Below are 13,633 nucleotides of genomic sequence, written 5' to 3'. Positions count from 1 at the left end.
GATGACAGAAATGGAATTAAAACTTATTAAAATAGACACAAGCCATTATTTTGAAAAAAAACCAGGCTTGGGGGAGAGGGTGGATTATGCAGGGCGTTGCTATTATAATAAATTCCAAAGAGTCAATGCCATGCTCACAAGCACACTTATTCAAAAACATTTAAAAAGAGAAGTAGAAATCGCACACAATCTCATCTTGCGTAACGATAAGGTGGAAAACATTGTGTTTGACTATAACGGAAGGAATCCGGAGCGGTTTTATCATAAGGCACAGTTATTGCTTCGTGAGGAAGGTTTTATGAATTTTACCGCTTATAACACCAAAACACCTGGGCATTTGCATTTGTATGTGCATAAAGGGCATACGGAATTAGGCGAGGGCGAAAGATTGGTTAAAACCTTATCTATGAAGTTGGCGCAAGGGCTGCCTAAAGAGTGGAAAGTCTTCCCTAGCAACGAATGGCCTAAGGAATTTAATATTTTAGCTTTACCTTATGAAGTGTTTGCAAAAGAGCGAGGAAGCTCTTGGGCGAAGCATTTATAACAATTTTTGAAAGGATTTTTGATGTCAGAAAAAGAAAGATTGGATGAAGTGGTTTTAGAAGAGGAAAATAATGGAGGTGGCACTAAAAAGGTGTTTTTGATTGTGGCGATAGCCATTATCATTTTAGCGGTGCTTTTAATGGTGTTTTGGAAAAGCACTAGAGTCGCTCCCAAAGAGACTTTTTTACAAACCGATAGCGGGATGCAAAAAATAGGCAACACGAAAGATGAGAAAAAAGACGATGGGTTTGAAAGCATGAATATGGAACCTTCCAAACAAGAATCCACGCTAGACAAAGTGGCAGATGATGTTAAAAAGCAAGAAGATAATGCGTTTAACATGCCTGTTCAAACCAATCAAGCTCAAACAGAGATGAAAGCCCTAGAAGACGCTAAAAAAGAGTTGGATTTTGTTGAGCACACTCCTATGGTGGCTCAAAAAGAATCTCAAGTTGCGGCTAAAAAAGAGGTCTCTAACAAGAAGCCTAAAGTAACGCCTAAAAATAAAGAAGCCAGTAAAGATAAAGCTAAACATATAGCTAAAAAAGAGTCTAAAGTCAAAAAAGAAGCCCATAAAGAAACTTCCAAAAAGACTAAAAAAGTTAATGCTACTAAAATGCATTATTTACAGGTGGGAGTTTTTGCACACACGCCCAACAAAGCGTTTTTGCAAGCGTTCAACCAGTTCTCTCATAAGATTGAAGACAGGGGGGCTACTAAACGCTATCTTATAGGTCCTTATAAGAGCAAGCAAGAAGCCTTAATGCATGCAGAGGAAGTCAGCAAGAAAGTGGCTAAACCTGTTGTCGTAGAATTGCGTTAAAGGCTTTTGCAAACTTAAAAGAGTTATCTCTCTTTTAAGTTTATTTTTTAAAAACTCCCTAGATTTTTTTACAAAGAAACTCCCCATTATTGTTGCAAACTCCCTAAAATAGGCATTCAAAACTTATACTATAGAAAACATGGGTGGGCTGACTGATGATGAATTGCTGAACATGGGCGCAGTCATAAGGAACGGTAGCGTGGCGTTAAACAGCTTTGAAAAGCTTGCAGATGGGTTTAGGTATGGCTACGAATGGGACAATAACGGCGTGAAGCTCGGGTTAGTGGTAGACGATTTAAACGATGGGAATAAGATTTTTGATTTTTATTCAAATAGAAATTTTGAAAAGTTTGATAGGAGCAATGGCGTTTATAGTCCTGAACTACCTAACGCCACAGATAAGGGAAGCAGACCACAGCCTACAACCCTTAAACCTAATCCTACACAAAAAACCCTTAACCAGTCAAGAGTCTTTATTAAAAAAACCAGAAAACCCTAACGAATTGACACCAGAAACTCCAAATTTATCCCCCCACAAACAAGCTAACGCCGAAAAGCTTGCGAAGTTAGAACGAGAAGCACAAGAAAGCGAACAGGAATTTTTAAAAGCCAAAGAACAAGAAGCTAAAAGGAAAGAAGCCTTAAAACGCAAATTAGAACACGAGCGCGGCAACGCCGGTAACCTTGAAAGCCAGACTAAGATAGAAGTGGGAGAGGATATCCCCACACAGATTTTAGCGAGCATCCCTAAGAGTCGGGTGCGCTTGAACGAAAGAGAGATTTACGACTTAGACTACGCGATCGTGAATGCAAAAGATCTAAAGCCCAGTTTCACTACAGGAGGCACGCAAAAGCGCACCGCCATGAACGAAGAACAGATCCAAAGCATCGCGCGGAATTTTGACCCTAAAAAGATATTCGGGAGCGGAGGGTTTGAAGACTTGCCCATCATCTTGCATGACGGGCAGGTGATCGCGCCCAACCACTGGGTAGAAGGCATGCTCAACTTCACGCCTAAAAGCCGATACGCTTACGATAAAGCGATCAAAGAATACTACCGCGTCCACCTGAAGCCGGATGAATTGTTAGTGAGAATCCCCCACAAACGCTTGAACCACACCGAGATCAACCATTTAGCGGCCGCGTCCAATCAAGGGCACTTTAACAGCGAAAGCGATCACGCGTTAGCGGTTTTGAGCCATTACGAAGCGAAATTAAAAGAATTAGAAAAGAAATTAGACGCTGATAGCATCTACTCATTAAAAAACATCGTAGCTAAAAACCTGAATTTTGATAAGGCCTCCCACCCTATCGTAACCGACAGCAATTTAGCGTTGCTGATGTTCAACATGCCAAGGACCAAAACCCAAGGCATAGAATTACTGAACCGATGGCAGAAAGAATTTTCTAACGACATTAAAAGCTATGAAAAGGTGAAAAAAATGTTTGCAGACAACGCTGGGAGTTTCCATAACCTCATTCATGACATGAACCTCCCTAAAGTGAGCCTGAACGCTTATTTGAGCGGCATCATGGATCGCGCTTTCGCGAACATGAAGAAATACCCGACCACGAGCGAGGGCTTGAAGGATTTGAGCGAGAGATTCTACCAAACAAGCTCCTTAGGGGTGTTTGAAAAATCCGATCAAGCCGTCAGCGATATCAGCGAGATCTTAGGCGCTGGGTTTGCCCGGTTTGCACGCTTGGATGATCCGAGCAAGGCGTTGTTTGAAGCCTTAAAGAGCGATAACATCAAGAAAGGCTTGAAAGAATTCAAGATCGCTGATGAGGCTAAGGACATGTTTGATCCCAACAGCAAGGAATTCAAGGACATTGACATTTACGACTTCACGCGTTACCTTTTGATGGTCAATAGGGAGCCGAATGAAAATAATCCCGTATTGAATCGTTTGATCCAAGCCGTTAAGGACATGCAAAAAGAAAGCGAGAAAGGGATAAAAAAACAAAAACTTGAAACGCCTAGCGAGTGGGGACACAATTATAGTGAGTTTAAGGGTGATGGCTTAGGCACGATCAACAAGCTATTAGAAACTAAAAAAGGTTTTGTAGCAGGAGCGTTTTATAAGGAAGGTTTAGGCGATATTGATTTAGTTTGGGGAAATTCTAAATACGGACTACAACATATATTCACTCGTAGGGAAAGCGATGCGATAGACAAAGGCATGAGCAAAGAAGAAGCTAAAAAATACGCATTAGAAATCATTAACAATATCCCTAATATCATAAGCAATGGAAAACTATCAAAAGATGATTTAGGGCGTTTAAGTATTGAATTCACAAATCAAAGAGTCGGTTTGAATGATAGTTGGAAAGGTGAAACTTTAAATAATAGATGGGTTATTACAAGCTATGAAGTGAATCAATCAAGGAACGGACTAATTGAGTCGCCTTTAGCACCAAATTACAAGGGGAAAGATACTAATCCCCTAAACCTTGATATACCTAATCCTACCACAAAAAAGTGAATAAGGAATAAAATGAATTATCCTAATCTACCTAACAGCGCTTTAGAAATCACAGAACAGCCTGAAGTGGAAGAAACCACTAACGAATTATTAAAGCAATTACAAAACGCTTTAAGAAGTAACGCGCTTTTTACGAATCAAGTGGGATTAAGCCTTAAAGGCATCGTTAGGATTTTAGAAGTGCTTTTGAGTTTGGATTTTTTCAAAAACGCCGACGCGATTGACGGCCGTTTGAGGGATTCCATTGAATGGCTCATTAACGCCGGTGAGAGCTTGAAAAGCAAAATGCACGAATATGAAAGCTTTTTTGAAAATTAGACAAGGTGGATGCTAGTGGAATCACTTGGCTAAAGCATACGGATTTTAACGCCTTAAAATTAAAGGTTTCCCTTTCCATTGTGGCTATTTCAGCGATTTTTTTACTCAAACGCTACATGAGTTTAGAATATGTTTTATCCGGCATCCCTAAAGATGCATTTCTATCGCATAACCCCATTTTTTGGCAAGTCGTGATCCATTTAGTATTTGTGTGTTCAGCGTTGTTGGCTACTGTTACGAATAATATCGCTTTTTCGCAAAACAAAGGGCATTAAAAGGGTTTAGAGTTCTTTTTCAGGAAGGACTTTAGACCATTCTTTAATCAAGCGTAAAAAAAAGGAAGTGTCAGGCGAATTTTTTTCGTGGATTAAGATGCCTTCTTCTGCGGTTTCCCAAATGACTTTATGCCGATACAAGACCAAATGCCATGATTGTTGGGCTTGAGCCTTAAGCACCAAACGCACCCTTTTGGCAAAAGATGGGTTGTCAAATAAGACTGCACTTTCGGTGTTGATGTATGCAGAGCGCGGATCAATATTAAAACTCCCCAAAAGCGTCAAAGCGTCATCAAAAACGATCGTTTTGCTGTGCAAGGAATGTTTGGTGCTAAAACGCCCTTTAATCTGGCGGTTGAAAAAATCGTTTCGTATTTCATAGACATTCGCTCCCATTCGCACCAACTGGTTGCGATACCTTTCCCACGCCCCATAGACGACGATAGCGTCCGTTGATGAAAGGGAATTGGTAAGAACGCTCAATTCCACCCCTTTAGAAACCTGATCCCTAAAGATTTTCATCATCTTTTTGCCTGGGATGAAATACGATGAAGCGATAAAAATGGAGTTTTTGGCGTCTTTAAGGGCTTTTTCAAAAGCGGTTTTGATGGGCGAATACGAGGGCGTGTCAATCTTTGTGGGCAAATCGGCTAAAAAATTTGCATTCCCATAATAAATAGGGTATTGGTATTTTTGAAAGCGCTCCATAAAATCATTGACTTTTTTTTCAAATTCGTTTGCATCTTCAGTGCTGATAGGGATTTTTTCATGGAGTTTGGCGATTTTTTTAGCGTTGTTTTTGAGTCTTTTATGGGTTCTTAATAATGAAATAGGAATAGAGCGGTGGAATTTCCAATAATTTTCAAAACTTTCTTTAGATTTTGAAGTGACCCCCCCCAAAAACAAAGCGTCTAAATCTAAAAAATTCGTCTCTAAATCGTTATCAAAATAATTATCCCCGATATTGCGCCCCCCTATAATGACAGCGAAGTTATCCACGATAAAAAGCTTGTTGTGCATGCGTTTTTTAATGCGTTCATAATCTGCGAGCATTTCAAAATAGCGCAAGCCTTTATTGCGGATATAGTAAGGGTTAAAAATTTTCACTTCGATGTTTTTGTGGAAATTTAAAAGCATAATATCTGAAAAGTCCGAATGTAATCCGTTATCGTCTAAAAGGATGCGTACTTTTACCCCACGATTAGCCGCACTTAAAAGCTCTTTGGCGATCAGTTGGGAGGAAAGATCGTTTTTATAGATATAAGTTTGCATATCAATGCTTTTTTGACTCATCCTAATAAGACCCACTCTATGCAATAAAGCGTCAAAGCCATCTTCTAAAAGAATGGCTGCACTATTATTGGGGTGCTCTTTTAGATTTTTGGCATATAAGCTTCCAATTGTGGTAGTGTAAGGGTTATAAGAGATAGGGGGGTTTGAAATGGGAGCCTCATAGACTAACCCAAAACACCCACTAAAAAAAAAGACGCTTAAAAGAACTAAAAAGACTTTCAAAAACAACCCACTAAAAGAAATTAGCGGCTTTTACCCACTTTCAACATTCGGTTGCGCAAAGTAGCGATACTGCTTTGTAAGGGTAATTCTTTAGGGCAAGTGTCATGGCAAGCGATCAAGCTCATGCACCCAAAAACGCCATCATCATCGCCGACTAATTCATAAAAATCATCATCGCTTCTTCCATCGTGGCTGTCAATCATAAAACGCATGACTCTATTCATGCCAGCAGCTCCAATGAAATTAGGGCGCATGAGTTTGGTCCCACAAGAGGCGATACAGCACCCACATTCAATACACCTGTCTAATTCAAAAACCTCTTGGGCTTCATCAGGCTCAATCCTTTTTTCCGGTTTAGTAATATCCACTTCTTCTTTAGAATGCGCCCAGCTCTCCACTCTTTTAGTCATGTCCAAAAACCAATCGCCGGTATTCACGCTCAAATCTTTAATGAGCGTAAAACTAGGCATGGGCATCAGCGTAATCACCCCACTTTCAAAACTAGAAGTTAGGGTTTTACAAGCTAGTCGTGGTCTCCCATTAACCATCATCGCACAAGAGCCACAAATCCCAGCACGGCACACAAAGTCAAAGCTCAAATCCGGATCTTGATGCTCTCTAATGAGATTTAAAGCGATAAAGAGCGTCATGGATGGCGTTTCTTTCAACTGATACTCTTTAAAATGCGGCTTACTCACCGTGCTTTGAGGGTCAAACTTTAGCACTCTAACTATAATCGTTCGTTCATTATCACCCATGGTGTTCTCCTTTTAGATTGGCGTTGTGTTTGTCTAATAAATCATGGACATTGAAAGAATACAAATGTTCCCCCCTAGCTCTCACCTCTTCATCTTCTAAACGCATATTCCTAGCTTTGTATTTTTCTTGCAATTCAAAAGGCATGAGTGCATGCTGGACTTCTACTCTGTCTTTTCCAAGCTTTTCTAATTCTAAAATCGTTTTTAAAATTTCAGCATCGCGCTCTTCTTTTTTGGGGTGGGGAATGAAATTACCTTTTTTGCCATAGCCCCTAAAATCAGGGCTAATTTCCATTTTCATCACATCTAATTCTTCATATTCAATCGTGGGCATGTCTTGTTCAGCATTAGGCCAACTCGCTAAAGTCCGATTAAGCCATTTTTCATCGTCTCTTTTAGGGTAATCAATCCTTGTGTGAGCCCCTCTGCTTTCAGTGCGTAATAACGCCCCTTGAGTGATACAAAGTGCGAGTTTGAGCATTTTTTTGGTGCGATAAGCGTCTTCTAATTCAGGGTTATTGTGTAAAACCTTGTTTTTCACGCAAATGTTTTTGGAGCGTGCATAAAGCTCTTGCAATTCTTTAAGAGCTTCTTCTAATCTTTTGCCTTCTCTAAAAACGCCCACTTTTTCATCCATGACTTCTTTCATGCGTTCTCTAATTTCATACACATCTTCATCGCCTTCATTGTGTAATAAAAAGTGCATGTAATTCTGGCTTTCTTTAATGAAAGCTTCAATTTTTTGCGTGTTGATTTCAATTTGCGCTTCCAAACAATGCGAGGCGAAATAATCCCCTATAATCATGCCAGCCACCACGGCTTCACTCACAGAATTACCCCCCAAGCGGTTAAACCCATGCAAATCCCAGCATGCCGCTTCGCCCGCACAAAACAGACCTTTCAAATGGGTTTCGCCTTTAGGGTTTGTCCTAACCCCACCCATAGAATAGTGTTGCATGGGTTTTATGGGGATCCAGCCTTTTTGTTTAGCCATCGCTTGTCCGTATTCGGACTCATTGGCGGGCATGCCTTGCATGTTGTCTTTAGTTTGCTCTTCGCTATCAGCCGGATCAATGCCGGCAAAAGTCATGGCAATATCGCGCACATCTCTTAAATTTTTTTCCACATGACTACGCCCTAAAATAGCAATATCCAACCACACATGGTCTCCATAAGGCGATTTAGCCCCATAACCTTTTTGGATATGCTCTAAAATCCGCCTTGAGACCACGTCTCTACTTGCAAGCTCTTTTTTCTCCGGCTCATAAGCGGGCATGAAGCGTCTTCCAAACTTGTCTCTCAAAACCCCTCCATCGCCCCTACAACCTTCGGTCATTAAAATCCCACTTGGCACTAAAGCGGTAGGGTGGAATTGCACCGCTTCCATATTCCCTAATTTAGCCACGCCGGTTTCTAAAGCGCTTGCAGCCCCAGCTCCATCGCAAATCACCGCGTTAGTGGTGTGTTTATACACGCGCCCATAACCCCCAGTAGCTAGAAGCGTGCCTTTAGAAACATACGCTGAAATTTCGCCGGTAATCAAATCCCTTACCACCGCCCCATAGCACTTATTATCATGATGGATGAAAGCGAGCATGTCTTTTCTGTCTTGAATATCCACCTTGTGGTGCAAGGCTTCATTGGCGACCGCATAAAGCATGGTATGCCCTGTGGCATCAGCGGTAAAGCATGTGCGCCATTTTTTAGTGCCTCCAAAATCACGGCTTAAAATATAGCCATGCCTATCGTCTCTTTCAGTGATAGTGACATGCTCACCATTAACGACTGCAGACCTATCGCCTTTTTTGATCCTAGTCCAAGGCACCCCCCAACTGGCTAATTCCCTAATGGCTTTAGGGGCAGTGGTTACAAACATTCTAGCCACTTGTTGATCGCACCCCCAATCGCTCCCCTTAACCGTATCTAAAAAGTGCAAATCTTCGTTATCGCCCTCGCTTTTTTTAGCGTTCGCTAGGCTTGCTTGCATGCCCCCTTGAGCGGCCGCAGAGTGCGAACGCCTAACAGGCACTAAACTCAAAACAATGGTGTTTAAACCCTTTTGTTTGCATGCAATACTAGCCCTTAAGCCGGCTAGTCCGCCTCCAATAATCAACGCATCACAATATGTTATTTTCATTTTCTACCCTTATTCTTTGTGGAATTTTCCATCAGTCTCTATGGCTTCTTGCATGGTTTTAATGCCATTATCTTTGTTTTCCAAACCTTTTTTGATATAAGCCCCATAGGTGCAAAGCCCTAAAACAATAAAAAACACGCTCATCGCCCATTTGATTTTCCTTAAGCCTTGAATACTGATGTTTTTAAACCACCCCCATTTAATCGCTAAACGATACAACCCAATAGAGCCATGCAACTCCACAGCAAACAATAAGAAAATATACAAAAGCCAAAAGTTTTGCGTGACAAAACGATAGCTTGAGCCATGAGGCCCAATGCTTTCAGGCTCTGTGAGCATGACAAACAAGTGGATACTCGCTAAGAAAAACATCGTAAACCCTGTGAAAGCTTGGATAAACCACAAACTCGTATCGCCATGCTTCATCAAATGCTTATGGGTTTTAAAAACCTTGTATTGCCTGTAATTGATAGGGAATTTTCTCAACGCCAAAAACGCATGCACTACTAAAATAAGAATGATCCCTGCTGCAACCACGCTCACAATCGCTGGCTCGCCCGCTTTTAAAAACAAGCTCCCTTCAAAAAATTTCGCTACTTTATACATGGCTTCATCGCTAATTAAGATACTTGAAACCAAAAACATGTGTGCTATCATAAAGAGTGCTAAAATCAAGCCCGTAGCGCTTTGTAAAAAATCTAGCTTAGCATAAATACCGCTCTTTTTAAGCCCTTTGCTAGCGCCATAATAACCCTCTATAATTTCTTCTTGTTGCATAAAAACTGCTCCTAAAAACTCAAATTTAACCTAAATCGCTTGACGCAAAAACACTGCTTTGATTTTACTACATTTGAAATAACTTTTCTTATAAATGGATCTTAAATTGAGAAAAAAATTAAATTCAAGGGGTCTATTGTTTAAAATTTACATTTTCTAAACGCTTTGGATATAATAAGAGCTAGTTACCACATATAAAAATAAGGATCTTTGATGACAAAAATTGCAATGGCTAATTTTAAATCCGCTATGCCTATTTTTAAAAGCCATGCGTATTTGAAAGAATTGGAAAAAACTTTAAAGCCGCAGCATTGTGATAGGGTGTTTGTATTCCCTGATTTTTTGGGGTTATTGCCTAATGCGTTTTTGCATTTCACTTTAGGAGTGCAAAACGCTTACCCTAAAGATTGTGGGGCTTTTACGGGTGAAATCACTTCAAAGCATTTAGAAGAATTGAAAATCAACACGCTTTTAATAGGGCATAGCGAGAGACGAGTGCTTTTAAAGGAAAGCCCTAACTTTTTGAAAGAAAAGTTTGATTTTTTTAAAGATAAAAAATTTAAAATCGTCTATTGTATTGGCGAAGATTTAAAAACTAGAGAAAAGGGTTTAGGAGCTGTAAAAGAATTTTTAAATGAACAATTAGAAAACATTGATCTTGATTATCAAAATTTAATCGTGGCTTATGAGCCTATTTGGGCGATTGGCACAGGAAAAAGCGCTTCTTTAGAAGATATTTATCTCACGCATGGTTTTTTAAAGCAACATTTAAATCAAAAAATGCCCTTATTGTATGGGGGGAGCGTGAATACACAAAACGCTAAAGAAATTTTAGGGATTGATAGCGTGGATGGCTTATTGATTGGGAGCACGTCTTTGGAATTAGAAAATTTTAAAACAATCATTTCATTTTTGTAAAGGAAAATTATGGGATTTTTAAAAGGTAAAAAAGGGCTTATTGTAGGGGTTGCGAATAATAAATCCATCGCTTGTGGGATCGCTCAATCTTGTTTTAATCAAGGGGCTGCTCTCGCTTTCACTTATTTGAATGAGAGTTTAGAAAAGCGCGTAAGGCCTATCGCACAGGAATTGAATAGCTCTTATGTGTATGAATTAGATGTGCGTAAAGAAGAGCATTTCAAGTCGCTGTATAATAGCATTAAGCAGGATTTAGGATCATTGGATTTTATCGTTCATAGCGTGGCTTTCGCCCCTAAGGAGGCTTTAGAGGGGAGTTTATTAGAAACTTCTAAAAGCGCGTTTAACACCGCTATGGAAATCTCTGTGTATTCTTTAATAGAGCTAACAAACACCCTAAAACCTTTATTGAATGATGGGGCGTCTGTTTTGACTTTGAGTTACTTGGGTAGCACTAAATACATGGCACATTACAATGTGATGGGGTTAGCTAAAGCGGCCCTAGAGAGTGCGGTGCGTTATTTAGCGGTGGATTTAGGCAAACACAATATTAGAGTGAATGCCTTATCAGCTGGGCCTATTAGAACACTCGCTTCTAGCGGAATAGCTGATTTTAGAATGATTTTAAAATGGAATGAAATCAACGCCCCTTTAAGAAAAAATGTGAGTTTAGAAGAAGTGGGTAATGCTGGGATGTATTTGCTCTCTCATCTCTCTAGTGGGGTGAGTGGGGAAGTGCATTTTGTGGATGCTGGCTATCATGTAATGGGCATGGGAGCTGTGGAAGAAAAAGATAATAAAGCTGTATTATCATGGGATTTGCATAAAGAAGGATAAAGGGGTATTGATGAAATTAAGCGAATTGTTAAACACCTACTCTATTGAAACAGAATTTTCGAACGATTTTGAAGTGCATGCTTTAGCGGAATTGGATAAAGCAACGCCTAATGATATTAGCTATATTGATCAAGCGCGTTACCTTAAATTTTTAAAGGATTCAAAAGCTGGGGCGGTGTTTATCCGTAAAAAAGAATCTTCTAAAGTGCCTAAACACATGCAAGCTTTAGTCGTGGATAACCCCCATTTGGCTTTCGCTAAAGTCTCGCATGCCTTTAAAGTCCCTTTTTTTAAAAACCCAGAAAGCGTTAGCGAGCCTAAACATTTTGAAAAAGTAACTATCATGCCAAATGTTACGATTGGAGAGAGCGTAGAAATTGGCGAAAACTCTTTGATTTATCCGGGCGTGGTGATCGCTGATGGGGTCAAAATCGGTAAAAATTGCGTTTTATATCCTCGGGTCATTTTGTATCAAAACACGATTTTAGAAGATAATGTCATTATCCATGCAGGCAGTGTGATTGGGGGCGATGGCTTTGGTTATGCACACACCGCTTTAGGAGAGCATGTCAAAATTGAGCATGTGGGGATTGTTAGGATTCAAAAAAATGTAGAAATTGGAGTTAACACGGCGATTGATAGGGCGGTGTTTGGGGAGACTTTGATTAAAGAGGGCGTTAAGATTGATAACTTGGTTCAAATTGGGCATAATTGTGTTTTGGGTGAACATAGCATTGTCGTTTCTCAAGTGGGTTTGAGTGGCTCTACGACCACAGGTCGTAATGTGGTTTTTGGCGGGCAAGTGGGCATTGGGGGGCATTTGCATGTGGGCGAATTCACTCAAATTGGAGGCAAAAGCGCGGTGGGTAAAGATTTGCCCCCTAACACTAATTTTGCCGGAGCAATCCCTGCTATGGAAATCCATGAATGGCACCATTTCTTAGCTCATTTAAGAACGAATTTTAGAAAACAGCAAAAAACGAGTTTGTTGCAAAAAGCTAAAGGGTTTTTTAAGTCTTAAAGAATGAAATAAGCTATAATAAGCCCATTTTGAATACAAACTTTATCACAAGGACAATCAATGAAAGATAGTTTTCTTTTTACTTCAGAATCAGTAACCGAAGGGCATCCTGATAAAATGGCCGATCAAATCAGCGATGCGGTTTTAGATTATATTATTGAGCGGGATAAAAAAGCTAAAGTCGCATGCGAGACTTTGGTTTCTAATGGTTTTTGCGTGATCACTGGCGAGTTAAAAACTTCTATCTATGCTCCTATGCAAGAGATTGCAAGAGAAGTGGTTAAAAAAATTGGTTATACAGACGCTCTTTATGGCTTTGATTATAGAAGCGCGGCGGTTTTAAATGGCATTGGTGAGCAAAGCCCTGATATTAATCAAGGCGTGGATAGAGAAGATGGCGAGATTGGGGCAGGGGATCAAGGGCTTGTGTTTGGTTATGCGTGCAAAGAGACTCAAATGCTCATGCCTTTACCCATTCATTTAGCGCACCAACTCACTTTCGCTCTAGCTCAAAAAAGAAAAGACAACACCTTGCCTTTTTTAAGGCCTGATGGCAAGTCTCAAGTGAGCGTTCGCTATGAGAATAACAAACCCATAAGCATTGATACGATCGTCATTTCTACCCAACATTCCCCAGAAGTTTCACAAAAACATTTAAAAGAAGCGGTGATTGAAGAGATCGTGTATAAGGTTTTACCCAAAGAATATTTGCATGACAATATCAAGTTTTTTGTCAATCCCACAGGAAAATTCGTTATCGGTGGACCACAAGGTGATGCGGGTTTGACAGGAAGAAAAATCATCGTGGATACTTATGGGGGGAGTTGTCCGCATGGGGGTGGAGCGTTTAGCGGGAAAGACCCTAGTAAGGTGGATAGGAGTGCAGCTTATGCGGCCCGCTATGTGGCTAAAAATTTGGTAGCGAGTGGGGTTTGCGATAGAGCGACCGTGCAGCTTGCTTATGCGATTGGGGTTGTAGAGCCGGTGTCCATTTATGTGAATACGCATAACACGAGCAAGTATTCAAGCGCGGAATTAGAAAAATGCGTGAAATTGGTTTTTAAACTCACGCCAAAAGGCATTATTGAAAGCTTGGATTTGTTAAGACCTATTTATTCGCTCACTTCATCTTATGGGCATTTTGGGCGCGAGTTGGAGGCATTCACTTGGGAAAAGACCAACAAGGCTGAAGAGATTAAAGCGTTCTTTAAGCATTAAAAAAATA

11 protein-coding genes and 2 pseudogenes are annotated in these 13,633 nt (G+C 40.3%); 9 read left to right on the top strand and 4 right to left on the bottom strand.

The features are described from left to right. Position 1 precedes the first annotated feature (1 nt). From DYI00_RS04945 to DYI00_RS04930, 5 genes and pseudogenes are all read left to right on the top strand, one after another. A complete protein-coding gene (locus tag DYI00_RS04945; RefSeq protein WP_011577322.1) occupies positions 2–544 on the top strand; it encodes a DUF1882 domain-containing protein in 543 nt (180 codons plus the stop codon). 21 nt (positions 545–565) lie between these two features. Further along, positions 566–1,366, top strand: a complete 801-nt coding sequence (locus DYI00_RS04940; RefSeq protein WP_011577323.1) for a hypothetical protein — start codon at positions 566–568, stop codon at positions 1,364–1,366. A gap of 139 nt (positions 1,367–1,505) precedes the next feature. Further along, positions 1,506–1,796: pseudogene (locus DYI00_RS08500) on the top strand (DUF3519 domain-containing protein); the annotation flags it as partial. After that, complete coding sequence (locus DYI00_RS04935; RefSeq protein ID WP_256594186.1) at positions 1,729–3,852, top strand: DUF3519 domain-containing protein; 2,124 nt, start codon at positions 1,729–1,731, stop codon at positions 3,850–3,852. The pseudogene DYI00_RS08500 and the gene DYI00_RS04935, both read left to right, overlap by 68 nt. Positions 3,853–4,143: 291 nt before the next feature. After that, positions 4,144–4,445, top strand: a pseudogene (locus DYI00_RS04930) (YqhA family protein); the annotation flags it as partial. A 6-nt stretch (positions 4,446–4,451) separates the two neighbouring features. Here the strand turns inward: DYI00_RS04930 and clsC are convergent. Genes clsC through DYI00_RS04910 form a run of 4 tightly spaced genes read right to left on the bottom strand, consistent with a single transcriptional unit; the run spans position 4,452 to position 9,632 of the window. Beyond that, entirely contained in the window at positions 4,452–5,960 is a 1,509-nt protein-coding gene (clsC, locus tag DYI00_RS04925; protein ID WP_011577327.1) for a cardiolipin synthase ClsC, read from the bottom strand. Between the two features lie 20 nt (positions 5,961–5,980). Continuing rightward, the gene (locus DYI00_RS04920) at positions 5,981–6,718 is read right to left on the bottom strand and encodes a fumarate reductase iron-sulfur subunit (protein ID WP_011577328.1); all 738 of its coding nucleotides are present in this window, start codon (positions 6,716–6,718) and stop codon (positions 5,981–5,983) included. Next, positions 6,711–8,855 carry a fumarate reductase flavoprotein subunit gene (locus tag DYI00_RS04915; protein ID WP_011577329.1) on the bottom strand — a complete coding sequence of 715 codons (2,145 nt, stop codon included), beginning with the start codon at positions 8,853–8,855 and terminating at the stop codon, positions 6,711–6,713. Before DYI00_RS04915 ends, DYI00_RS04920 begins: the two co-directional genes overlap by 8 nt. 9 nt (positions 8,856–8,864) lie before the next feature. Continuing rightward, entirely contained in the window at positions 8,865–9,632 is a 768-nt protein-coding gene (locus tag DYI00_RS04910) for a fumarate reductase cytochrome b subunit (RefSeq protein WP_011577330.1), read from the bottom strand. Between the two features lie 213 nt (positions 9,633–9,845). On the opposite strand from DYI00_RS04910, the gene DYI00_RS04905 reads away from it, so the two are divergent. From DYI00_RS04905 to metK, 4 genes are read left to right on the top strand one after another with little or no spacing between them, the layout of a single operon-like run. Then, positions 9,846–10,550 carry a triose-phosphate isomerase gene (locus tag DYI00_RS04905; protein ID WP_011577331.1) on the top strand — a complete coding sequence of 235 codons (705 nt, stop codon included), beginning with the start codon at positions 9,846–9,848 and terminating at the stop codon, positions 10,548–10,550. A 9-nt stretch (positions 10,551–10,559) separates the two neighbouring features. After that, complete coding sequence (gene fabI / locus DYI00_RS04900) at positions 10,560–11,387, top strand: enoyl-ACP reductase FabI (RefSeq protein WP_011577332.1); 828 nt, start codon at positions 10,560–10,562, stop codon at positions 11,385–11,387. A 10-nt stretch (positions 11,388–11,397) separates the two neighbouring features. Then, positions 11,398–12,408 carry a UDP-3-O-(3-hydroxymyristoyl)glucosamine N-acyltransferase gene (gene lpxD, locus DYI00_RS04895; RefSeq protein WP_011577333.1) on the top strand — a complete coding sequence of 337 codons (1,011 nt, stop codon included), beginning with the start codon at positions 11,398–11,400 and terminating at the stop codon, positions 12,406–12,408. Between the two features lie 60 nt (positions 12,409–12,468). Continuing rightward, entirely contained in the window at positions 12,469–13,626 is a 1,158-nt protein-coding gene (gene metK / locus DYI00_RS04890) for a methionine adenosyltransferase (RefSeq protein ID WP_011577334.1), read from the top strand. Positions 13,627–13,633 lie beyond the last annotated feature (7 nt).

The organism is Helicobacter acinonychis, assembly GCF_900461455.1.
GTDB lineage: Bacteria > Campylobacterota > Campylobacteria > Campylobacterales > Helicobacteraceae > Helicobacter > Helicobacter acinonychis.
Note: the sequence above shows the minus strand (reverse complement) of the source record. Positions and strands in the feature narration are given on the sequence as shown.